We start from the raw sequence: 23,349 nt of genomic DNA on the forward strand, positions 1-23,349 counted from the left end.
TCTATGAATATGTTGTCCAGCGCGCGCCCTCTTCCGTCCATTGATATGGTTACTCCATTCCTTTTTAGCTCGTTAATAAAAACATCGCTTGTAAATTGGCTGCCCTGATCCGTGTTGAAAATCTCGGGTTTTCCGTGCTTTTCTATTGCTTCTTTTAGCACCGCTGTACACCATTCAGCGGTCATGGTGTTGGATAGTGACCAGTGAATGACATACCGGCTGTGCAGGTCGATGATAGCCGTCAAATACATAAATCCCTTCTTCATAGGGATGTAGGTTATGAGCGGTGCACCCCAAAGGATGCACCGCTTTTGTGTTACTGTTTATTTAGCTAAATCCACCTTACAAGGCTAAAATCCATTCGGTTTGGTAGCTCCGGATGCTTGGCATAAATTCGGATGCCTGCATCGAAAGTTCCCGGTTCGGTAGGAAGCATAATTATGGTATAGATGGCACGAGAGCCATGCACGGAAGTGAGGTCGAACTGCTGCTTGTATTTTATGGTGGTTTTATTCCCGTCGATAGGGTTTGCAACTACCAACTCCACTCCAACTTCCTCGGGTTTTAGATCAATCACGTCGAGTTCTACACTCGCGCAATATTTTTCACCTACCACAATGTTCTCCTGGTTGGTTTCAAACTGCTTAACGCTTATCACTTCAATGTCGTTCCAGCTGCGCACCATCCGTTTTTTCCATCCGGCCAGCTCCTTTGCCAGTTGAAAGTCATTTGCCTTCATCCTAGTGTAGCGTTCGGATAGCTTATGGTAGTACTGATTTTCGTAATCGGTAAGCATTCTTCGAGTGGTAAACTGGGAGGCCACCTCCGCAATGGATTTTTTAATGAACCCAACCCATTTCTCGGGAATATTTTCCTTGTTTACGTCATAGTAGGCCGGCACGATCTCGTTTTCGAGGAGCGTGTATATGGTTTCTGCGTCGAGCTCATCTTGATAATCTTCATTATCGTAGATTTGCTCCTCGGGCAGTGCCCATCCGGCCCCTTCCTTGTAACCTTCGCACCACCATCCGTCGAGAACGCTAAAGTGGAGCACCCCGTTCATTACGGCTTTTTGTCCCGATGTTCCGGATGCCTCCATAGGGCGTGCGGGGTTGTTTAGCCAAATATCGACTCCCTGCACCATATGGCTTGCGAGATCCATATTGTAGTTTTGAAGGAAGAGAATTTTACCCTGAAACTGAGGCATCTTCGAAATCTCAATAATTCGCTTGATGAGATCTTGCCCCATTTTGTCGTTGGGGTGAGCCTTTCCTGCGAAAAGAAACTGAACTGGTTTTTCCGAGTTGTTGATGATCTTTGAAATGCGGTCGATATCGCGGAAGAGGAGGGCCGCTCGCTTGTAGGTGGCAAACCTTCGGGCAAACCCAATGGTGAGAATGTCGTCGCGAAGTTTTTCCTTAACGTCGAATACCATTTTAGGGTTTTCGTATTTGATCACGAGCGGATTGGCTAATCGTTCCTTGATATAGGCAATTAAGCTCTGCTTAAGGCTACACCTTATCTCCCATATTTTCGTGTTTGGAACATCGTAAATACTATTCCAGAGGGTAGGTGTTTCGTTTGAGGCAATCTCGCTTGAGACCCCGCTCAATTCGGAGAGATGTTTCCATAATGGGGATGTCCAGGTAGGGTAGTGTACTCCATTGGTAACATATCCAATGTGGAGCTCTTCCTCAAAGTAACCAGGCCACATGTCCTTGAAAACCTCTCGGGATACCTTCCCGTGCAGGCGCGACACTCCATTTACCTCCTGCGATAGGTTGGTGGCGAGGTAGCTCATGGAGAACAGTTCGTTTGGATTTCCGGGGATAACCTTACCAAGGTTCACCAGCTGATCCCATGAAATTTTCATGCGTTCCGGATAGTGTGCAATGTAGGTTCGCAGAAGGTTCTCGGGGAAGGCATCGTGACCTGCCGGCACTGGTGTGTGCGTGGTGAAGAGCGAGGATGACCTTACAACCTCCAGCGCTTCGGGGAATGATAGCTTCTCCCTATTTACAAGGTTGTTGATTCGTTCAAGGCCAATCATGGCTGCATGACCTTCGTTGCAGTGGTATACATCGGCTTTTATTCCAAGCGTTTTTAGCGCTCTAATGCCTCCAACTCCGAGTAGCAACTCCTGTTTTAGCCTGTTCTCGAGATTACCACCGTAAAGTTGGTGGGTTACGCTTCTGTCTTCGGGTAGGTTCTCGTCGAAGTCGGTATCGAGGAGGTAAAGATCGGTGCGACCAACCTCTGCTTTCCAAATACGAACGCTTAGGTTACGACCCGGAAGTGCGATTTTGATTACCTTTTGATGGCCGTGCGAGTCGCGGACGGGAGAAACGGCAATCTTCGAGAAATCTTGCGTGTCGAGTGCTGCAATTTGCTGACCCGTAGACGAGAGTTGCTGGTGGAAGTATCCGTAGCGGTAGAGTAAACCAACGGCAACAATGTCGGTATTTTTATCACTGGCCTCCTTTAAATAATCACCAGCTAGAATCCCCAATCCGCCGCTGTATATCTTAAGAGAACTGTGAATACCATACTCCATGCTGAAGTAGGCTATTCGTGGACCTTCTCTATGTTCCTTGGGAGCCATATATGTTTTGAAACGAGCATGTACGTCCTCCATCTTTTTAAGAAAGGCGGCGTTACGCTCTAGCTCTTTGTATAGCTTTAGGGGCAGTTTTTCCAGTAGTGCGATTGGACTCTTCATTGCCTCTTTCCACAGGTCGGGGTCAATGTTGCTAAAAAGTTCGATAGCATCTTGGTTCCAGCACCACCAGTAGTTTCTTGCCAACTCTTCGAGCGCAGCGAGCTTCTCTGGGAGGTTCTTTTGAACCATGATTCGGGTCCAAATAGGCTTGAGTATCTCCGGACGCTTTTCGATCACGGGTATAGGCTCCATGCTTACGTGATCGTCCAGTTGCTGACTTCTAACGATAATCTGTTCTAGCGCAAAGTCGTAAGCGTTATGATAGTGTTCAATAAGGTTTTTCCAAAGTGCTATGTTAGAAACATCGGAGGCATTTTGTTTGAGTGGCTCCATCTCTTGTCGGGAAAGGTTGCTGAAGTTCTTCATTTTCTCCACAAGATGATTCACTACCTCCTCGTCGTTGGAGTCGGTCCGTTCTATTACCTCAATCCCGGGGTGCGCCGATGCCTCGTGTGTGTTTACCCAAAGGCCAAATCCGGCAAGGGTTGTGGTAATGGTTGGGATTCGAAAGGCTAAACTTTCCAGCGGAGTATATCCCCAAGGTTCATAGTACGATGGGAATACGGAGAGGTCTAGCCCAATGAGCATATCGTAGTAGGTCTTGTTGAATATTCCATCGTTACCATCGAGGTAGCAGGGAACAAAAAAGAGTTTGACCTTGTTGTCTGGGGCGTTGTTGAGTCCTAGTTCTGTGGCCTTCTTTAAAATTGGATCGTATTCCGGGTCGGAAAGGTAGTGTGTAAGAAGTGTGTTACCAACTGGGATGGGGTTTTCACCCGTTTTATCCATTAGGTTATGAAATACATCCTTGCGGGCGCCTTGGTGTGCTCCAGGAACAAGTATAAATGCAACGATGTTTTTCTGAAGGGTTTCTTCGTGGTTAAGGCGGCCTAAACTATCCAGAAATAGGTCGATCCCTTTATTGCGGAACTCATATCGTCCGCTTATGCCAACCAAGAGGGAATCCTTAGGGATATCGTAACCTACCAATGCTTCGGCTACTTCATAGAATTTAACTCGAGCTTCAACCTTGCGCAATTTGAATTCCTCCTCATCACTGGGTAGAAAGTTGGGTTCAAATCCATTGGGGGTAACCTCGTTAACTTCTTTTCCAAGGAAGGCCTTGCACTCTCGAGCGGTTAGTTCGCTCACCGTAGTGAAGACATCGGCATTTTGGGCCGAGAGTTTTTCCATGGAGTGCTTCGATTCAATGTTGAAATCTCGGGCCTTTGCCTCGGGGTTATACTTTTCCATGTTGTCGTATAGCGGCAGATTGTTGCCAGCAATGGACCGTCCGAGAACCGTGGCATGGGTGGTAAAGGCTGTTGCCACATGTGGCAAATTCGATTTGAGGTAGAGCAATCCGGCACCAGTCATCCACTCATGAAAATGGGCAATAACCTGATGTCCGCGACTGAGAAAGAAGCGATAGAAACTTTCAATTACTTTGCCCGAAGCATATCCAAAAAGAGAAGCCTCCACGTAGTCCCATTGACCGGTAATTGAATCGAGCCGATAATCTTCCCAAAATTTCTTGAAAATATCGTCGCGCTGAGGCATAAATGTGGTAAAGTCCACGAGAATAGCAATAGGCTTTCCGGTGATATTCCAGCGGCCAATCTTGATGCGTAATCCCTCTGCTGCGGCTTTCTCTCTCCATCCTTTAAATAGTTGTTTGTCCTCAATGAATTCCGGATTTACGGTCGTGTGCCGCCACACATCGGGCCCAATAAGAATGTGATTGTTCTTGAGTTCGTCGGCAAGCGTTAGTGCTTTTGTGGCAATAACGGTATGGATCCCCCCCACCTTATTACAAACTTCCCAGCTAACTTCAAATAGATAATCGGGTTTCCTTTGATTCTCGTTCTTCATAGTCTACTACTCTTTGTTGCTCTTCTTTGTTGTTTTCGTGCCAGCTTTCGTCTCAGTCTTAGCTGGTTTTGTCTTCGTCTCTGCCGAAGTTTTTGCTTTTTTAGGCACGTTGCTACTACTCGCTGCCTTAGAAACAGATGTTGGCGCTGTTTTAGCTCTCGCTGGTGCTTTAGTCTTTGTGGATTTCATCTCTTTTTTGATAGAAGTAACTATCACGGTGCCTTTTGCTCGTTTAAGGTCCTTGCTTGTAACTTCTTTCAGTAAGTTGATTTTTTCCTGGTATTCGTCAATTAACTTCAATGCATCAGATTGGGAAAGGGTGTGGGCATGAAGCGATTCGATCCGAGTTTTTAAATGATTCTCAATGCGTAAAATAAAATCACTAAGTACATTCATATAGTTTATGAATGCTTCGTAGGGGGAGTCGTATGGATTGAAGTATTTGTGAACGTCTCCATCCGAAAACCATTTCGTACACATGTAGTAAAAGTGGTCGCTTTCCTGAAGCAATTTCCAATCGTGCTTTATTTCAGGATCCTCCGATTGGTCTACCAATGGTTTCAGTGAGTATAGTTTCTCAAATGCTTCATCTTGGAGGTCGTTGCCCAACCAAGCGGTAAGGTCGCGCTCCTCGTCGGCCCATGAAATAGGGTGTTCTACATGCATTACACCAATTGGTTGATGCTTTGCTGCCACTTCCGATGGGGTTAAAAATTCGAAGTTTGTTTTTGAAAACACTTTCTCTGGGAGGTGGCGCATGAATTCAAAAATCCCGGTCTCTGCCCACTGGTGTTCACCAAAGGTTTCGTAGTCTAGGAAGATGTTTACAACTTCATCTTTTGCGTTGATGTCGTTAATCCATTTAGTATACTTATCGGTGGTGAGTGGCCATTCACTCCAACTTTTGTTGGAGAATCGGAAGGCGATATCGTCGCTAAGCCTAGAGTTCTTGAGCAGAAGTTTCAGTTTTGGATTAATTGCATTAGCGTAGAGGTAGTTCGAACTTTTCCAACCCAAGACGTGCTTTGCTCCCTCTGTCAGCATTGCTTTGTAGCCCATATCGGCAACCACTTCGCCAATGAGATCGCTATAGATAAGTTCGGTGTTGCGGAACACTTTAGGCGTTTGGCCGAAAAGTTCTTTAATCATTGCACTATGCTCTTTCACCTGGCTCTCGAACTCTTCTCGGCTTTTTAGAGCAGAGAGGGAATGGGAGTATGTTTCAGCAATAAATTCGACGCATCCTGTTTGAGCCAATTCTTTAAAGCTATCCAACACATCGGGTGCATACATCTTAAACTGGGTAAGTGCTACACCCGAGATGGAGTAGCTAATCTTAAACCGTTTTCCATATTCCCTTATGAGGTCCAACATCAGTTGGTTGGCGGGTAGATAGCACTTTTCGGAGATCTTACGAATAAGGGTACGGTTGGCGTACTCATCGTAGTAGTTATGGTCGTTGCCAATATCAAAGAATCTGTAGCGACGAAGTCTAAAAGGTTGATGTACCTGAAAGTAAAAGCAAATAGTTCTCATAGCTGTATCTCTTTGATTAATCGTTCAATACTGATTCGTAAACCTCTTTGACTTTGTGGGCTGCCTGATCCCACTTTAGGCTGGTAACTTCCTCTTGTCCATAACGGCGGAAAAGGCTGGAGAGGCCATCGTAAGTCACCAGCCCATATATTGCATCGGCGAGGGCTTCCACGTCCCAGAAGTCGATCTTGATGGCGTGGCGTAGGATCTCTGCCACACCGCTCTGTTTGGAGATAATAACGGGAACATTTGCTCGCATGGCCTCCAAGGGCGATATTCCAAATGGTTCCGAAACAGACGGCATTACGTATACATCGCTTTGGGAGAACATCCTTTGAACGTCGGCACCTTGAAGAAATCCGGTGAAGTGGAACCGTTCGCTCATGCGCAGGTGGGCAACTCGTCGCACCATTCGGTTCATCATATCACCGCTTCCGGCCATTACAAATCGAACGTTGGGGCATTTTTGCAGCACTAGGTGAGCCGCTTCCACAAAGTAATCGGGCCCTTTTTGGTAGGTGATCCTACCTAGGAAGGTGACAATCTTCTCAGGGAGTACCTTGGGAAATTCCAAGGCCTGGTTTTCATCCATGTTGAAATCTACCGCATTGTGTACCGTTACCACCTTGTCGGGGTTAATTCCATACCGGTTGATAACAATGTTGCGGGTGAGGTTGCTCACGGTTATTATTTTGTCGGCCTCCTCCATGCCTTTCTTTTCAATGTTCCAAACCCCGGGATTTACATTTTCGCCCGATCGATCGTATTCGGTGGCGTGAACGTGGATTACCAGTGGTTTTCCTGAGACTCGCTTTGCCGCAATGCCCGATGGGTAGGTTAGCCAATCGTGGGCGTGAATCACATCAAATTCGTTTTGCATGGCAAGGGTTGCGGCAACAAGGGCATAACGGGTAACTTCCTCCATGAGGTCGGTACCGTACTTGCCGGAAAATTTGAATTTACCTTCCGTGGTTTGAGTCGAGGTCACTTTCTTGTTGAGGAACGACTCCTCTACCATACGCCTAAACTCTTCCGGCGAGACGTAAGGGATTAAGTTCGACTCCACCTCCATGAATAGCACCTTGTTCCAAAACTCTTCTATGGAGGATGTTTCGCTATTTACGGTTACATCGCCTGCGTTTACAATTTTTGCAGAAGTCTGATCTTCGTCGCCGTATGCTTTGGGGACAACAAAAAGAACCTCTACGCCCTCTTTGGCAAGCCCTTGAACCAATCCTTGGCAGGCAGTTCCAAGGCCTCCTGTTATATGGGGCGGAAACTCCCACCCAAACATTAATGCTCTCATATTACTGGATTGGTTTAAGGTTTTCCATTTTGGCAATTAGGCTAAGAATGCGAAGAATGGCGCTAACACTCCATGCCTGCGAAATGGCTCCTGACGGCCTCTGCGGTGGATCTCCGTCGTATACTTCCGCAATGGAGCAAAGCCCATGGGTGGTCATATCTTCCTTGAAGTTTTCCGTTAGTTTTTTGGCTGTGGAGAGGTATGCTTTTCCATAAAGATTTAGGTTCGCTTCCACAAAAAACCCTAGTAACCAAGGCCACACGCTTCCTTGATGGTAAGCGGAGTCGCGATCCGTCTGGTTGCCTTCGTATCTTCCGATGTATTTAGGATCTTGTGGCGAAAGGGTTCTCAGTCCTTTTGGGGTGAGCAACTCCTTTTCGACCACCTTCAACAACGAAGCTTTCTGATCATCGCTTATGGGGCTGTAAGGTAATGCCGCTGCAAAGATCTGGTTCGGTCTTACATCCTTGTTCTGGATGTTGTTGTGCACGTAATCGGCAAGATAACCTTGCTCTGGTATCCAAAACGATTCGGTAAAGTTTGTTTTTACTAAGTTGGGGATTGCTTCCCACGCCTTCACAAATTTTGAGTCGTTGAATTCTTTGGCTAGGCTAAGGGTGAAACAAACGGCATTATACCAAAGTGCATTAATCTCAACTGGATAACCCTCCCTTGCCGTGACGGGCTTTCCTCCCACGGCAGCATCCATCCACGTTAATGCAACTCCCTGGTCTCCTGCATATACTAGTCCGTTGTCGTGCATCTTAATGTTGTATGGAAGATGCCCACTTTGGTAGGCAGCGAGTATTGCTTTCATCTTTTTTCCGTAATCGGTCCAAGTCTGCTTGCGATCGCCAGTTTTCTCGGTAAATTGCTGAATGGTCCAGAAGAACCACAGGGGAGCATCCACCGAGTTAAATGCGGTGGTAGTGCTATGCCCAACATTTGGGAATAGGCCGTCCTTCATTTCTGCACTCAGCGTGTCGATTACTGCCTTGCATGTTTTGAGGTCGTTTTGGGAAAGGGTAATTCCCGGAAGTGAGATGAATGTATCGCGACCCCAGCGGCCAAACCAAGGGTAGCCGGCAACCATCTCGGTCTTTTTGTCCTTCCTTACAATAAATTGGTTTCCCGAGTTGATGAGGCATGTTTCAAAGGAATCTTTTTCTGGTCTGCGCTTAATCTCGGCGTTGAATTTTGTGCTCAGGCTGTTGGGTGCCTCCTCTTTCGTTGACACCGAAAGAATTATGCTTTCGCCCTTTTTTATGCCGATTTCAAAATAACCGGGAACGAGTAAGTCTTCCTGGTATTCGTATCCACGGCGCTGCTCTTCGAGGTATTCAATGTTGTGATACCAATCGGGTGCCGCCACAAATTCTGTTTTATGATTTAGCTGCATGTGCAGCGAAGGAAAACCAGGATAAAGCTTTGACTTAACCCCATTGACAATTGGCTTTAAGTGGGTGTCTGCATTCATGTTGGCCTTTGAAAGGCTATGGGCGTTGCGAAACGCGAGGAAAGGTTTTATGCGTAGCCGTGTTGGCGAGTGGGCGTCGAGTAAGGTGTAGCGAATCATCAGCTGCTCTTCGTTATGCACAAATACAATTTCCTTGAGGAGCACAACGCCTCCCACACGGTATGTTAGCTTAGCAGTTGGTTCGTATTCAAAATCTACAATATACTTGTGGCCGCGTGGCTCGTAATTACCTGGGTATCGGTGAATTCCTAAATTGAACGACTGCCCGCGTTGGATGATCGATTCGTCGACGCTCGAAAGCAATACATGGTTCTCAAAATCGAATTCCTTAAGCGGAAGCACCATCAGTCCATGGTACTTTCGTGTGTTGCACATGATGATAGTGGTACTAAAGTAACCACCTGCCCGGTTGGTGCTTAGAATCTCCCTTTGGAGAGAATACTCAAGATTAACCAGCTCATCCTTATTGAAAGTTAGGTGTCCCATGTTTCTTTAATTTACTGGCCCTTTACCAAATTGGGAAAGGACAATGTTATGGCTCAAATGGCGAACTTTATTAAAGCAAGTAAGTTATGAAATTTTAGCCAGATTATCTATGTTGGGATCATTATATTTGTGTTATTTTTTGCTGCATCGTTTGCGTAACTTCGATAAAAGTGACTTTGGCTTGGCTACTTTAAAAAAGTGGTGATGGGCTGCCACTTTTGCATTTTTTTACGGGTTATTAAATTTATCATGAGCTTCATGCGCTCTTGTGGCGAACTAAGGTTTTCGCATTATTGTCGGTTCGTCATGGTCAAATGACCGTTCGTGTAATAGTATGCATATATTTGCTTGGAATTTGTTTAAATTGTTTTCGTTTTACTGATAAATAATAACAATGAGCTAAATGAGCAGCAAACAGAGGTCGATCGAAGAACTTGAGGGTGAATTGGAATTGATGAGGCTGGAATGTTCTGCCTTAAGAGCGAAATCTGAGGCGCGTGATTCTACCTTTATTGAAATGGAGAATCACCTCAAGAGGCACCTCGAGATTCTCGTGAAGTTGAATGCTTTCTCTGTTGGGCTCGCTAATTTACCTTATCAATATATTTTTCCCTTTGTTGTCGAAAATATTCTTGACATGTTTGGCGTTTCTGCCATTTGGATATCTAGGTTTGATATCGACTCAATGGAATCGGTCATTGAATACTCTAGCTTAACCGAGAAGCAGGAGGAGCAGATTGAGAAATTGCTGGGTCAAAAGATTGTTGGGTTTAAAATGCCTTGGACTCAACCTCAATATCAGAAATTAATATCCGAAGATTATTGGCATTTTACATCGCTTACTGAACTCACTTTTGGCATTGTTCCCCCTCCCATAGGAAAGGTAATAGAGGAGGCTATCGGAATCGAATGGCTAAATGGGATTCCTCTTATTTACCAAGGCAACCTTGTTGGCAAACTTATTATAATTGGCAATTCAAAACAACCGCTTCCTAATAAGGAAGAGATAGTTCTCTTTTCGGGTATTGTTGCAAATGCGCTTGGTAGAAAACAGGCCGAAGAGGCGCTGGATTTGAGTGAGATGCGTTTTAGGGAGATGGCTGAACTGCTTCCATTATCCGTTTGGGAAGTTAATTCTGATGGTTTTTATACTTATGCAAACAGGAGTGGTCTAGATCTGTTAGGCTATGAACAAAGCGATGTAGTTAAGCAAAATGTAAATTGGCTATCGAGTATTGCTCCAGAAGATCAAGCTCGGGCCGCAAAGAATGTTGAGTCGCTTATTGACGGCGTTTCGCTCGAGCCTGCTGAATATACATTAGTAAGAAAGAATGGGTCTCGCTTTCCGGCTTTAATAAATACAAACGTAATTTATCGTGGAAGGCAGTTGGTCGGAATTCGTGGGGTCTCCATCGATATTTCCGAGAGTAAACGAAAGGAGGAGGAACTATCGAGGCTCGAAATACAACTTCAGGGTGTGCTTGATGCTGCTACAACGGTTTCAATTATTGCAGTAACACCTGATGGCTTAATTAGGGTTTTCAATAAGGGCGCCGAGAATATGCTTGGGTATTCGGCCGAAGAGGTAGTAGGGAAGCAAAATCCCGTATTTCTTCATCCCAAGGATGAACTATTTGCAAGGGGGATTGCGTTATCCAACTATTTTAATCGAAAGATAGAAGGATTTGAGGTCTTAGTGGCTCTAGCAAAAGATGGCTTAGCCGACAATTGGGAGTGTACCTATCTTCGTAAGGACGGAACTCGCCTTTTAGTGAGTTTAGCCATAACTGCTCTTTATGATGAAAGCAATGAGATTAAGGGTTTCTTGGGTATTGCCGCAGATGTAACCGAAAAAAAGCATACTGAACGGATCATAAAAGAGAGCGAAGAGAAGTATAGAACTCTCATGGAAAACATGAATGAGGTTGTTATGGTTGTCGACAATGACGATCGTGTGTTGTATGTTAATAAAAAGTTTACAGAAATATTAGGTTATTCTGTCGAGGAGGTCCTTGGGGAGATAGGATACATGAAGTTGCTGGACGAAGAGGATCACAATGTAATTAAGTCTGCCAATGAGACTCGCTGTAGTCACATATCTAGTCAGTATGAGATAGCCTTTAAGAAAAAGGATGGAGGCAAGGTCGATTTTTTGGTTAGCGGCGCTCCACTAAAAGACGCAGAAGGGAATGTGGTTGGTTCCGTTGGCGCTCTGATGGATATTTCGGAGCGGAAGAGGGTTTATTTGCAACTAAAAGAGAGCGAGCAATTGTTTGAGACTCTAGCCAAAAACTCTCCTGTTGGGATTTTTAGAACAACGGCCGATGGCTACACAACCTATGTAAACCCAAAGTGGTCAGAGTTTTCAGGGTTGCCCGCCGAAGCCGCCGAAGGTTTTGGATGGCTTAGGGCCATTCACCCTCTCGATAGAGATTGTCTGGAAAAAGGTTGGCAGTTGCACATTAATAAGATTGAGAGTTCCGAAACAGAGTATCGTTTCTTGAAGCCCAACGGTGAAGTTGTTTGGGTTTTTGGCAGGTCGGTACCCGAAATTGTGGATAATGAATTGAAAGGCTATATAGGAACACTTACTGATATTACCGAGCGTAAGCTAATTGAGATGGAACTTCGCGAGAAGACGGAGGAAATTGAAGTTCAAAACGAAGAGTATCTACAATTAAACGAAGAGTTGGTTCAAATGAACGAGGAACTCTTTCTGTCGAAAGAACGGGCAGAAGAGGGGGATAGACTCAAAACCGCATTCCTGGCAAATATGAGCCATGAAATTCGTACCCCAATGAATGGTATTGTTGGGTTTTCTAAAATTCTGACTGAGCCTGACATTACCATAGAGGAGCGTAATGAATATTCAAATATTCTAAATAGTAGCTGCCTTCGACTACTCAACACCGTGAATGATATTTTAGATGTCTCTAAGATTGATTCTGGACAGATGGAGATTCGTTATGCCGATTTCTTGCCCGGGAAGGTATTGATGGAACTTTATGCTTTTTATCAAAATTTGTTCTCTCAAAGAGGTGTTGCACTATTCATTAAGTTGGACATGGAGTATTCTAATGTTTCAATTATAGCCGATGAGCATAAGGTATATCAAATCCTTAATAATTTACTGGACAATGCATTGAAGTTTACTCCAGAAGGAGGTCAGGTGTTCTTCGGCTTTGCCCTTCACGATTCTAATGCTGAATTCTTTGTAAGCGACAACGGTATTGGTATTTCCCGGGAGCGTCAAGAATTCGTCTTTGGCCGATTTAATCAGGAGAACTTGACCTTGAGTCGGGGGCATGAAGGTTCTGGCCTTGGATTGGCAATCTGCAAGGGGTTGGTAGAGTTGATGGGAGGAGAAATATCAGTAGACTCTAAAATTCAGCGAGGTTCTACATTCACTTTTACCTTACCAGCCTTCCCACGCGTTGAAACAACGGAGCCAGCTGTTAGCATGACAAATGTTGAGGTGGGAAAAATTAGCTTCAACGGCAAAACAGTTCTCGTTGCAGAGGATGATAATACCAGCTATCTGTTGGTTGAGCGAATCTTGCTGCGCGATCTCCATGTGAAGGTTATTCGTGCAAAGAACGGTTTAGAGGCTGTTGATCTGTTTCAACAGCATAGCGACGAGATTTCTTTGATTTTAATGGACGTGAAAATGCCGGTAATGGATGGTTTTGAAGCAACTCGAAGAATTAGGGTTTTGAACCAGACTATTCCCATTGTGGCTCTTACTGCATTTGCTATGAAAGGGGACAAGGAGGCGGCATTGGCAGTTGGCTGTAGCGATTATATTTCGAAACCCATTACCCCGATGCAACTTCTAGCCAAGTTGAAGGATGTGCTGGCAAACTAATTCCCCTTATAGTGCTTTCCTGATTGCCAAGGCTTGTAGGACTTATGGCACCTGCAATTTGAATATCAAAGCAATGTTTTGGATATTGTTGTATAGTTCATTAAATTACAACGACATACCGTTTTTGGTTTTAGCGTATTCCACGAATTAGTATTCGTTATGCCATTGCTCCAGTTTTTTTTTCGATATTTACGCTTCCAAAAAAACAGCAATGAAGAGTTGGTTTTCCCTATTAGTTATTGGAGTTTTACTGGTTGCATGCACTGGAGTTCCTGGCAATGAGACTGTGGTTTCGGGTACGTTTTTAAAACCTGGAGCTAAATTGGTACTTTATAGCGTCAATACAAAACAACCCATTGCGGTTGATTCTGCTTATATTGAGGAGGCGGGTAATTTTGAGTTCAAACTCAGGCTAACACAATCCTCCTTCTTTTTGCTGCATTACTCTCCACAAAAAGAGATTATCCTCTTGCTGGAACCCGGCGAAACGGTGAGCCTAAGCATTTCCGACAAGGAGCATTGGCTTAATTATACTGTTCACGATTCGGAAGGAACTAGTCTTGTTAAGGTATTGGCCGACAGTCTAAATAACACGATATCGCTGTTGGATTCTGTTCGTAAATCATACCAACTTAAAGGAGCCGTATCGGCGAATCCTGATAGTGTCCGTGGTGAATTCATGGATAGTACGCGCCAAATTATTCAGCAGCATAGGAACTTTACACGCAGTTTTGTAGTTGAGCATAAGGGGTCTCTCGCCTCTATTGTGGCATTAAATCAGCAATACGATCAAAGGACTTTTGTTCTCAATTCAAAGGAAGATTTCAAGTATTATCGAATGGCCGATTCTGTTTTGTTCACTAAGTATCCAACGCTGGACTTGGTAAAAATACTACACCAAAATGTTACAAACTTCCTTGAACAGCAGAAGCTTAAAGCAGATGTTTCAAAAATGCCAACGGTCGGCTCTGTAGCCATGGATTTTGTCCTGCCAACTCCTGCAGGTGATTCCATTCGATTGAGCAGCCTGCGTGGCAAGTATGTTTTGCTCGACTTTTGGGCGTCTTGGTGCCCTCCATGCCGCAAGGATAATCCTGGGATAGTGAATGTTTATAGCAAATATAAGGCCTTTGGGTTTGAGATACTACAAGTCTCTCTCGATAAAAATCGAACGAGTTGGCTAAAGGCAATTCAAGACGACAAGCTCACTTGGAAGCACGGGGGCGATATGAAATTCTGGGATTCGCCAGTTGCGAGGTCTTATGGTATTACCCGCATCCCTGCAAATTTTTTAATTGATTCTAGAGGGGTTATTGTAGCGGTCGATTTGAGTGTTGAGGATTTAGATCGCATGCTTGCTCCTCTGGTTACCCAAGACAAAAAAACAGACAAAAACTGAGATATATGAGATTTAGAAACTTATTAGTTATTGCGGTTATCGTAGTTCTTGCCTCCTGCCAAGGGAATAATTCGGTTAAGATTACCGGTAAAATATCGGGCGGTGAAGATGTCTCTATGACCTTAATAAAGCGCGATGTTTCCACTTCGGTAGTGGTAGATTCTATAAAGATGAATGCTTCCGGCGATTTTCAATTTAAGCTTCCTTTAATTGAGCCTGGATTTTACATGCTTCAAATTGCCGGTAAGAGTCCTGTAACGCTTCTGCTTACGCCAGGCGAAAAGATAGTTTTTACGGCCGATGCAAACTCCTTCGATCGAGCATATAACGTTGAAGGTTCAGTTGGTTCAGCACAAGTAAAAGATATCTATCTACGGTTAGTTCGTTTGAAGGACCAAATCGATTCTCTTTCGAATAAGAGTAAAGAACTGCTCGGAAATCAGCAGGCTCTTCTGGGGATATACTCCACGATCGATAGCCTCATCTCTGGGCATAAGGAGTATTCCATTTCTTTTCTGAGAAATAATGTGAATTCAATTGCAACTGTTTTTGTTCTCTATCAGCAGGTAGCCGATGATGCACCGCTGTTCGATCCGATTGACGATATCGTCTACTATCGCATGGTTGCATCTTCTCTTCGCGCATTTCATCCCGAGATGATGCTTTCGAAGACAGTAGTTGCTAATTATCAGGATGTCGATCAGCGAATTAGGACAGCGAAAGTAAACCAAATAATTGCCAATGCTGAGGCAACTTTGCCCGACATTGCGCTGCCCAACGTAAAGGGCGATACAATAAAGTTAAGTTCCTTTAAGGGAAAAGTTGTTGTTCTTGATTTCTGGTCGTCGGCAAGTTCCAATGCTCTTTTAGATAATAGGGAGATGGTTGAAATCTATAATGAGTTTAAGGGTAAAGGCTTGGTTGTATATCAAGTTTCGGTTGATGAAGATGGCCGTGCTTGGTCCAATGCAATTAAAAATGCTGGAATTCCGTTCTATTCTGTTCGCGATCAAAACGGACCAAATTCCTTGGCTGTCCGCATTTATAATGTTCAAAAGGTGCCTTCCAATTACATCATTGGGAAGAATTACGATATTGTGGGAAAGGACCTCTACGGCAATAACCTACGGAAAAAGTTAAAGGCAATTCTTGGTTAATGGCAAACGGGAAGATTTACTTCATTAGCGACGCGCATCTTGGCCTTCATGCCAAGGACTCCAGTTTAGTTCGGGAGCGTTACCTTGTCGATTTGCTCGAGCAAGCGCGTCTTGATGCTTCCGAAGTTTTTCTCCTTGGCGATATTTTCGATTTCTGGTTCGAGTATAAGCAGGTGGTGCCTCGCGGCTTTACCCGCCTTTTGGGTAAAATCGCGGAACTAACCGATTCTGGAATACCAGTGCATTTCTTTACCGGAAATCATGATGTCTGGGTTTTCGACTATCTGCCAACGGAGGTTGGTGTGATAATCCACCGAGAGCCCATTACAGTAGAGCGGTTTGGGAAGAAGTTTTACCTTGCTCATGGCGATGGACTTGGGCCTGGCGACAAAGGTTATAAATTATTGAAGTTATTGTTTACTAGCAAAGTATTGCAGTGGTCGTTTGCTCGGATTCATCCAAATTTAGCTATGTGGCTAGGCCAAAAATGGTCCTACAGTAGCCGATATTCCAAGGCGCTCTTCAACGAATTTGAGGGTGCTTCGGAGGATTTGTTTAAGCACTCCATGGCAATGCTGAAGCAGGAGCATTTCGATTATTTTGTTTATGGTCATCGCCACGCCCGTGCGCTAATGCCTATCAACGATGGCGAAGCAACACTGGCTGTCCTGGGCGATTGGATCGTGAACTACTCGTATGGTGTTTTCGATAACGGTGTTTTTGAAATATTGAACTACAATAAGAAATGAGGAACACACAGCCAACGGCGAAAGCAGCAATTGCCTGGCAAAAAGTTAAGATTTCGGTTGTTGAAGCGTTGCCCGTTGCCCTGAAAACCGGATGGTGGCTGATTAGGCTCATTCTACCGGTTTCCCTCGCGGTAACGTTGCTCAATTATTTTGGCATATTAACTATTCTATCCAATTTTCTAACCCCGTTATTTTCCGTGATTGGCCTACCCGGTGAGGCCGCCTTGGTTTTTCTCACCTCAATATTCCTCAATATATACTCGGCCATTGCCGTGATTAGTTCGTTGCCATTTTCGGGTAGGGAGGTTGCCATTCTTGCGGTGATGTGCCTTATTGCTCATAATCTTATTGTGGAAACGGCGGTTCAAAAGAAAACGGGCTCTAAGGTTTGGGAGATGCTTACCATAAGGCTTGGCTTTAGTATACTTGCTGGTTTTATTCTCAATCTGATTATGCCCGAATCGCTTGGGCATGCCATACACCAAAGTGCCTTGGCCGATGAATCGTCAATTCTTCTGGTTTTGCTGGCGTGGGCGAAGAGTTCGGTACTTCTTTCCCTCAAAATTATTATTCTAGTCTCCTTGCTCATGGTGCTTCAGCGCCTGTTGCAGGTTTTTGGTATACTTGCCATACTCTCGGCTGGCTTCCAGCCTATCTTAAAACCGTTTGGGCTACCTCGTCGCACATCCTTCCTTTTCTTAGTCGCCAACGTTCTTGGTTTGGCTTATGGATCAGCGGTTATGATGGAGGAGACCTCCAAGGGAAATTTATCGCCAGAGGAGGCCGATTTACTCAACTACCATGTGGCTATTTCTCATAGCAACCTTGAGGATGTTTTATTGTTTGTGGCAATAGGCGTTCCTGCCCTTTGGCTACTTATACCCCGTTTGTTTTTAGCCGCCATTACCGTTTGGGGTGCTCGGTTGTTTAAGTATCGAAACTTCAAGTTCGAATAGTTGTTATTACTCCGAAAGCGGTTTGTTTTTGCCGCTCATATCTTATAGTGCCATGAAACAATATCTCGATTTACTCAAACATATAGTAGAAACTGGAGTCGACAAGGGCGACCGCACCGGCACTGGTACAAAAAGTATATTTGGACATCAGATGCGATTCAACTTAGCGGATGGTTTTCCGCTGGTTACTACCAAAAAGGTCCACATGAAGAGCATTGTTCATGAGCTGCTATGGTTCTTGAGTGGCGACACCAATATTGCTTACCTAAATACCAATGGCGTATCTATCTGGAATGAATGGGCCGACGAATCGGGCGACTTGGGCCACATTTATGGATATCAGTGGCGCTCTTGGCCCGGACCGGATGGTAAGGCATTCGATCAGATTGCGGAGATAGTTCAATCACTAAAAAACAACCCCGATTCACGCAGACATATCGTATCTGCTTGGAATGTGGCTGAAATTCCGGGTATGGCGCTGCCTCCTTGCCATGTAATGTTTCAGTTTTACGTGGCCGATGGAAAGCTCTCGTGCCACCTTTACCAGCGCAGTGCCGATGTATTCTTGGGTGTGCCCTTCAATATTGCCTCCTATGCACTGCTTACCATGATGATGGCTCAGGTTACTGGTTATGCACCGGGAGAGTTTATTCACTCCTTGGGTGATACGCATATCTATCTAAATCATCGGGAGCAGGTTGCACTGCAGTTGAGTCGCGAGCCCCGCCAGCTACCTACGCTGAAACTTAATCCTGAGGTTAAAAATATTTTCGATTTCAAGTATTCCGATATTACCCTCGAAGGGTATAATCCTCATCCGGCCATTAAAGCCGATATTGCCGTTTAAGCCATGATAGTATCCATAATTGTAGCCGTAGCCAACAATAGCGCCATTGGTGGCAATAACCAGCTGCTTTGGCATATTTCGGGCGATTTAAAGCGATTCAAACAGGTTACCTCGGGTCATGCCATTGTGATGGGCCGAAAGACCTATGAATCCATAGGTAAGCCGCTGCCCAACCGCCAGAATATTGTAATTACTCGTAATCGAGAACTCTCCTTGCCCGGTGCCGATGTGGTTGACTCTTTTGAGGCTGCAAAGGCAGCTGCTCAGGGCGATGAACTATTTATTATTGGCGGAGGAGAAATTTATCGAGAAACCCTGCCCTTGGCAAATCGCATATACCTCACGCGCGTTTGGGCCGACTATAAAGCCGACACTTTTTTCCCTGAAATCGACATGAATATTTGGAAAGAGGTTTCTCGTGAAGATGTTCCTGCCGAGGGCGAAACGCCTGCATACTCGTTTATATTATTGGAGAAGAATATCTCAAACTAGTTTTTAGAAATATGAAGTTACTATTGAAAGCCAAGAGTTGGCAAGTTTTTTTGCTTATAATCATTGGATATTTTCTTATGAATTTTAAAATTGAGGGTAATTTAGCACTTACTCTTGTAATGTATTTGTCTATCTTTTCTTTGGCCTCTGGCCGTTGGCCATGAGTTGCAAGCATATTTGCCAAATAAGGTGGATGCAAACTATAATTTCTTCTTGATAAATATTTTTATCTGGTTTCTGGCAATCGTTGCTATTGTAATTCTGTCTGATGGGAAAGGGATGACTTTTAACGGCTTGGCTGCAATTCCAGTATTCTATGTTGTTTATGCTTTTTTTTACTCATTGGCTTTTCCTGCAAAGATGTTGAAGTCAATTGAAAAGGACAGTGACGTTACCTTTGGTGAATATTTTGGTGATTTTTTGATGATTGTAATTCTCCCGATTGGAATATGGTTTCTGCAGCCTAGAGTTAATAAGGTTGTTGGTATTCAATATGTTGATTCCAATAAGGTGCTTTAATTGTTTGCGCAACTTATTGAAAAGCAAAAGCCACCCCAAAGGATGGCTTTTAAAAGTCAATATAAAATAGCTATGCAGCCCTTAATTTATTTGCATTGATCTTTTCCATCTTCTCCTTTGCATATTCAAGGGTAACCTTGAATTCCTGAGGCTTTTCCGATGGCATCTCGAACATGGCATCAATCATAATTGCCTCGCATATGGAGCGTAGTCCACGTGCACCCAACTTAAACTCCACGGCCTTATCCACAATATACTCAAGTACCTCTTCGGTGAAGGTGAGCTTGATTTCGTCCATGCCAAATAACTTTTCGTACTGCTTGGTGATGGCGTTCTTGGGTTCGGTAAGTATTTGGCGCAGGGTCTCCCTGTCGAGTGGTTTTAGGTAGGTGAGGATAGGTAATCGACCAATAATCTCAGGAATCAAACCAAATGCCTTCAGATCCTGTGGTGCGATGTATTGGAGAAGATCTCCCCGATCGATTTCTGCATTTTTCTTAGCCGCACCGTAGCCTACCACCTTGGTGTTGAGACGTTGTGCAATTTTGCGCTCAATACCGTCGAATGCACCACCGCAGATAAAGAGAATATTCTTGGTATCCACCTGAATCATCTTCTGATCGGGGTGTTTTCTACCTCCCTGTGGCGGAACGTTTACAATGGAGCCCTCGAGTAGTTTGAGCAGCCCTTGCTGAACGCCTTCGCCCGATACATCGCGAGTGATAGAGGGATTGTCGCTCTTGCGGGCAATCTTATCGATTTCGTCGATAAAGACAATACCCTTTTGGGCCGCTTCTACATTGAAATCGGCCACCTGAAGCAGGCGCGAGAGGATGCTCTCTACGTCTTCGCCCACATAACCAGCCTCGGTGAGAACTGTAGCATCGACAATGGTAAACGGTACGTGAAGCATCTTGGCAATGGTACGCGCCAGAAGGGTTTTGCCGGTTCCGGTTTCGCCAACCAAGACGATGTTCGATTTTTCAATCTCCACTTCGTCGGTGGATGCGATATCTTTACTTAATAGACGTTTATAGTGGTTGTAAACGGCGACCGACAGGTATTTCTTAGCGTCCCCTTGTCCGATTACATAAAGGTCGAGAAACGCCTTGATTTCAGCGGGTTTTAAAAGTTGAACGTCCGAAATAGAAAAGTTGCTCTTCTTCTTTACCTCCTCGTTCACGATAAGGTGTGCCTGCTCTACGCAGAGGTCGCAAATATATCCCGACTGTCCGTTGATGAGCAAATTCACCTCTTTGCGCGTTCTTCCGCAAAATGAGCACTTATCTACTGCCATGTTTCTTCGTGTTGTATTTTTGTATGTAAGCCGGTTGGCGCTTTTTTAGGGCTACCGACCGGCTTTAAGTATTAAAGGGAAAGCTATTACTTTCTCTCCTTATTCTTGGTGATAACCTCATCAATCATACCGTAAGCCAAGGCCTCCTCGGACTTCATCCAGTAGTCGCGGTCGCTGTCTTTTTCGATTTGCTCGAACGATTTGCCCGAGTGTAGTGCGATGATATCGTACAACTCTTTTTTCAACTTCATTATCTCACGCGCGGTAATTTCGATGTCGGAGGCTTGACCTTCGGCACCACCCATTGGCTGATGAATCATCACCCGTGAGTGGGTAAGGGCGCTACGCTTTCCTTTTTGACCTGCCACCAACAATACTGCACCCATTGAGGCTGCCATTCCTGTGCATATGGTTGCCACATCGGAGGAGATCAGCTGCATGGTGTCGTATATTCCAAGACCGGCGTATACCGATCCGCCAGGAGTGTTGAGGTAGATCTGGATATCCTTTGATGGGTCGGTAGACTCCAAAAAGAGCAGCTGTGCCTGAATGATATTTGCAACGTCATCGGAGATGGGCACGCCCAAAAAGATGATACGATCCATCATAAGGCGTGAGAACACGTCCATGGTGGCGATGTTTAGCTGACGCTCCTCGATGATTGTTGGGGAGATATAGCTACTTTGCATCGATTGGAAGCGGTGCAGGTTCAAGCTGCTGATACCCATGTGACCGTGGGCATACTTTTTGAATTCATTGTTCCTATCCATCTGGTCTTGGTATATTATGTTATTTGCTATTTAACAGCTTATCGAACTCTTTGGTTGAGATTTCTTTTGTGTCGAGCTTCACGATGCCCTTTATTGCTTCAATAACTTTGTCCTCAACCAACTTTTCGCGAATACGCTTGTCCTCTTCCTTGTTGCTAAGGATGCGGTGAGCGAAGTTCTCAACTTCGGAGTCGGGTACGTTTAGGAAGCCATAGTTCTTGAACTGATCCATTGCAAACTCCTTGGCTTTTTCGAGCACATCCTCTTCGGTAATCTTAATCTCTTTTTCCACAGCAAAGGTGTCGCGGATAAGTTGCCATTTGAGGTCGTTAGCAAAGTGTTCAAAGTCCTTTTCGATTTGCTCCATGGTGAACTTGCCTTCATTTATGGCAAACAACCAGCGTTTTAGGAAGTTGTTGGGGAGTTCCACCTTGGTCTTCTCCATTAACTTCTCCTTGACGTCGATCATAAACTTAAAGTCAGACTCACGGCTGAGGTTGCTGCGGATGTCGGCTTCAACGCGTTGCTTGAATTCTTCTTCCGAGTTAACAATGCCTTCGCCATAAACCTTGTCGAAGAATTCTTGGTTGATCTCTGAATCCTGGAAAGAGCGAACTTCGTTGGGGATAAATCGGAAAGCAGGGGTGAGGGACTCTACTTCGTCCTTGTTGATCTTGAGCATCGCAGCCAAGTCGGTGTCGTTGGTAAAGGTTTTGCGAATATCGAAGTCGATAATATCGCCAGCCTTTGATCCCACAAATTTGCTTTTTTGCTCAGCGTCGGTAATTATTTTGAGGGAAACGAAAGTGTCGTCAAGGGCAATTCCATTTTCCATTGGGTTTCCATCGGTGCCGAGTTGTTCAACTTTTCCACGAATAACATCCTCTTCGCCAGCAATTTCACCCGGAAGCATCTTGCCATACCGACGGCGGTAGCTAGTGATGTAGCTATCGCGAAGCTCTTGATCGACCTTTATTTCGAAGTATGGCAACTTGTCTTTCTCACTAATTTTTAGGTCGATTGTTGGAGCAAGACCTAGGTCGAATGCAAATTCGAAAGTAGTATCGTTATCCCAATCAACATTTTTTTGGTGAGTTTCACTTGGCATAGGTTCGCCAAGAAGCCTTAGTTTCTCTTCGTAGATATACTTGGAGATGGCTTCTGATACCATTTTATTAATCTCTTCAACCATTATGGGCTTACGGTAAAGCTTGTTGATGATCCCAACAGGAACCATACCTGGCCTAAAACCGTCAATCTTGGCTTTCTTACGATAATCGTTTAGACCCTTGGCAACTCGATCTTGATAGTCGCTTTGTTCTACTGTTACCTTTAATACCTCGTTGAGCCCTTCAACGTTTTCCTTTACAATATTCATCTCCAGAACAATTTAGATAAATGTAATAATTCTAGTTCTATTTCCTGTAAACCGTACGGTTATCTTAACTTGCTTGTCTTAGGGTAATTTACACCCATCGGTTTCGCTATATGTATATTCCGTTGATTAACAGCTCTGTCTTATGCGAAATTTAGCGCACAAAGGTAGAGAATTGCCGGAAGAGATACAAACTCTGTGCAAAAAAACAATATTTCAAAAGTATGTTTTTTTTGACCTTGTAACGCGTTGAAAAACAGTATCAAAATAAAATATTCGTAAAAAACTTCAAAAAAGCTTGTCACGAAATGACCGTTTTTGGCATATATAAGTGAAGGGGTACCCTTCGCAACTTAAAATTTAAAACTATGAAAACAAAGAAAAACAACACCCGGATTTTTGATGCTAATAATTTTGAACTTTTAAGCAATGCTCAAATGGGTTCTGTATTGGGTGGCGATGGCCCATACACAACAAGCACGGATGGTACCACCTGTCCAAATCCCATTATTTTGATAAAAAAATAA

The 23,349-nt window shown here is 44.5% G+C and carries 16 protein-coding genes and 1 pseudogene; 9 read left to right on the forward strand and 8 right to left on the reverse strand.

Going from position 1 to position 23,349, the window contains the following annotated elements; genetic code table 11:
- From BLS65_RS12620 to BLS65_RS12640, 5 genes and pseudogenes are all read right to left on the reverse strand, one after another.
- Positions 1-281 (reverse strand): annotated as a pseudogene (locus tag BLS65_RS12620) (transposase); the annotation flags it as partial.
- 50 nt (positions 282-331) lie between these two features.
- Positions 332-4,591, reverse strand: a complete 4,260-nt coding sequence (gene glgP / locus BLS65_RS12625) for an alpha-glucan family phosphorylase (protein WP_092439554.1) — start codon at positions 4,589-4,591, stop codon at positions 332-334.
- A 6-nt stretch (positions 4,592-4,597) separates the two neighbouring features.
- Positions 4,598-6,127: a polysaccharide deacetylase family protein gene (locus BLS65_RS12630; protein WP_092439556.1), complete on the reverse strand. Its 1,530-nt coding sequence runs from the start codon at positions 6,125-6,127 to the stop codon at positions 4,598-4,600.
- A gap of 16 nt (positions 6,128-6,143) precedes the next feature.
- The gene (locus BLS65_RS12635) at positions 6,144-7,433 is read right to left on the reverse strand and encodes a glycosyltransferase family 4 protein (RefSeq protein WP_244500693.1); all 1,290 of its coding nucleotides are present in this window, start codon (positions 7,431-7,433) and stop codon (positions 6,144-6,146) included.
- Between the two features lies 1 nt (position 7,434).
- Positions 7,435-9,396 (reverse strand): amylo-alpha-1,6-glucosidase, encoded by a 1,962-nt coding sequence (locus tag BLS65_RS12640; protein WP_092439558.1) that lies wholly within the window; start codon positions 9,394-9,396, stop codon positions 7,435-7,437.
- A gap of 403 nt (positions 9,397-9,799) precedes the next feature.
- Here BLS65_RS12640 and BLS65_RS12645 point away from each other — a divergent pair, with 403 nt between their 5' ends.
- The 8 genes from BLS65_RS12645 to BLS65_RS12680 all read left to right on the forward strand — a co-directional run bounded on the left by BLS65_RS12645 (position 9,800) and on the right by BLS65_RS12680 (position 19,380).
- Positions 9,800-13,261, forward strand: a complete 3,462-nt coding sequence (locus BLS65_RS12645; protein ID WP_092439560.1) for a hybrid sensor histidine kinase/response regulator — start codon at positions 9,800-9,802, stop codon at positions 13,259-13,261.
- Between the two features lie 211 nt (positions 13,262-13,472).
- Positions 13,473-14,660, forward strand: coding sequence for a TlpA disulfide reductase family protein (locus tag BLS65_RS12650; protein ID WP_092439562.1), 1,188 nt, complete (start codon positions 13,473-13,475; stop codon positions 14,658-14,660).
- 5 nt (positions 14,661-14,665) lie between these two features.
- A complete protein-coding gene (locus tag BLS65_RS12655; protein WP_092439563.1) occupies positions 14,666-15,817 on the forward strand; it encodes a TlpA disulfide reductase family protein in 1,152 nt (383 codons plus the stop codon).
- Positions 15,817-16,566 carry a UDP-2,3-diacylglucosamine diphosphatase gene (locus BLS65_RS12660; RefSeq protein WP_092439565.1) on the forward strand — a complete coding sequence of 250 codons (750 nt, stop codon included), beginning with the start codon at positions 15,817-15,819 and terminating at the stop codon, positions 16,564-16,566. Before BLS65_RS12655 ends, BLS65_RS12660 begins: the two co-directional genes overlap by 1 nt.
- Positions 16,563-17,522 (forward strand): nucleoside recognition domain-containing protein, encoded by a 960-nt coding sequence (locus BLS65_RS12665; protein WP_092439567.1) that lies wholly within the window; start codon positions 16,563-16,565, stop codon positions 17,520-17,522. The genes BLS65_RS12660 and BLS65_RS12665 overlap by 4 nt, the downstream gene beginning before the upstream one ends.
- Positions 17,523-17,574: 52 nt before the next feature.
- The gene (locus tag BLS65_RS12670; protein ID WP_092439569.1) at positions 17,575-18,369 is read left to right on the forward strand and encodes a thymidylate synthase; all 795 of its coding nucleotides are present in this window, start codon (positions 17,575-17,577) and stop codon (positions 18,367-18,369) included.
- A 6-nt stretch (positions 18,370-18,375) separates the two neighbouring features.
- Positions 18,376-18,861 carry a dihydrofolate reductase gene (locus BLS65_RS12675; RefSeq protein WP_212590549.1) on the forward strand — a complete coding sequence of 162 codons (486 nt, stop codon included), beginning with the start codon at positions 18,376-18,378 and terminating at the stop codon, positions 18,859-18,861.
- A 213-nt stretch (positions 18,862-19,074) separates the two neighbouring features.
- Positions 19,075-19,380 carry a hypothetical protein gene (locus BLS65_RS12680; RefSeq protein ID WP_212590548.1) on the forward strand — a complete coding sequence of 102 codons (306 nt, stop codon included), beginning with the start codon at positions 19,075-19,077 and terminating at the stop codon, positions 19,378-19,380.
- 70 nt (positions 19,381-19,450) lie between these two features.
- Here the strand turns inward: BLS65_RS12680 and clpX are convergent, their stop codons facing one another.
- The 3 genes from clpX to tig all read right to left on the reverse strand — a co-directional run bounded on the left by clpX (position 19,451) and on the right by tig (position 22,825).
- Positions 19,451-20,677 (reverse strand): ATP-dependent Clp protease ATP-binding subunit ClpX, encoded by a 1,227-nt coding sequence (gene clpX, locus BLS65_RS12685; protein WP_092439575.1) that lies wholly within the window; start codon positions 20,675-20,677, stop codon positions 19,451-19,453.
- Between the two features lie 86 nt (positions 20,678-20,763).
- Positions 20,764-21,447, reverse strand: coding sequence for an ATP-dependent Clp endopeptidase proteolytic subunit ClpP (clpP, locus tag BLS65_RS12690; protein WP_092439577.1), 684 nt, complete (start codon positions 21,445-21,447; stop codon positions 20,764-20,766).
- A 19-nt stretch (positions 21,448-21,466) separates the two neighbouring features.
- The gene (gene tig / locus BLS65_RS12695) at positions 21,467-22,825 is read right to left on the reverse strand and encodes a trigger factor (protein WP_092439579.1); all 1,359 of its coding nucleotides are present in this window, start codon (positions 22,823-22,825) and stop codon (positions 21,467-21,469) included.
- Between the two features lie 365 nt (positions 22,826-23,190).
- Here tig and BLS65_RS18340 point away from each other — a divergent pair, with 365 nt between their 5' ends.
- Positions 23,191-23,349, forward strand: coding sequence for a hypothetical protein (locus BLS65_RS18340; RefSeq protein ID WP_170830116.1), 159 nt, complete (start codon positions 23,191-23,193; stop codon positions 23,347-23,349).

It is taken from the genome of Williamwhitmania taraxaci, from assembly GCF_900096565.1.
GTDB classification, from domain to species: domain Bacteria; phylum Bacteroidota; class Bacteroidia; order Bacteroidales; family Williamwhitmaniaceae; genus Williamwhitmania; species Williamwhitmania taraxaci.

Excerpts from the sequence above, each read along its gene's own strand:
- BLS65_RS12670 (WP_092439569.1), top strand. The coding sequence starts at position 17,575 with ATGAAACAATATCTCGATTTACTCAAACATATAGTAGAAACTGGAGTC.
- BLS65_RS12660 (WP_092439565.1), top strand. The coding sequence starts at position 15,817 with ATGGCAAACGGGAAGATTTACTTCATTAGCGACGCGCATCTTGGCCTT.
- tig (WP_092439579.1), bottom strand. The coding sequence starts at position 22,825 with ATGAATATTGTAAAGGAAAACGTTGAAGGGCTCAACGAGGTATTAAAG.
- BLS65_RS12635 (WP_244500693.1), bottom strand. The coding sequence starts at position 7,433 with ATGAGAGCATTAATGTTTGGGTGGGAGTTTCCGCCCCATATAACAGGA.
- glgP (WP_092439554.1), bottom strand. The coding sequence starts at position 4,591 with ATGAAGAACGAGAATCAAAGGAAACCCGATTATCTATTTGAAGTTAGC.
- BLS65_RS12655 (WP_092439563.1), top strand. The coding sequence starts at position 14,666 with ATGAGATTTAGAAACTTATTAGTTATTGCGGTTATCGTAGTTCTTGCC.
- BLS65_RS12640 (WP_092439558.1), bottom strand. The coding sequence starts at position 9,396 with ATGGGACACCTAACTTTCAATAAGGATGAGCTGGTTAATCTTGAGTAT.
- BLS65_RS12650 (WP_092439562.1), top strand. The coding sequence starts at position 13,473 with ATGAAGAGTTGGTTTTCCCTATTAGTTATTGGAGTTTTACTGGTTGCA.
- BLS65_RS18340 (WP_170830116.1), top strand. The coding sequence starts at position 23,191 with ATGAAAACAAAGAAAAACAACACCCGGATTTTTGATGCTAATAATTTT.
- clpP (WP_092439577.1), bottom strand. The coding sequence starts at position 21,447 with ATGGATAGGAACAATGAATTCAAAAAGTATGCCCACGGTCACATGGGT.
- BLS65_RS12630 (WP_092439556.1), bottom strand. The coding sequence starts at position 6,127 with ATGAGAACTATTTGCTTTTACTTTCAGGTACATCAACCTTTTAGACTT.
- clpX (WP_092439575.1), bottom strand. The coding sequence starts at position 20,677 with ATGGCAGTAGATAAGTGCTCATTTTGCGGAAGAACGCGCAAAGAGGTG.
- BLS65_RS12665 (WP_092439567.1), top strand. The coding sequence starts at position 16,563 with ATGAGGAACACACAGCCAACGGCGAAAGCAGCAATTGCCTGGCAAAAA.
- BLS65_RS12645 (WP_092439560.1), top strand. The coding sequence starts at position 9,800 with ATGAGCAGCAAACAGAGGTCGATCGAAGAACTTGAGGGTGAATTGGAA.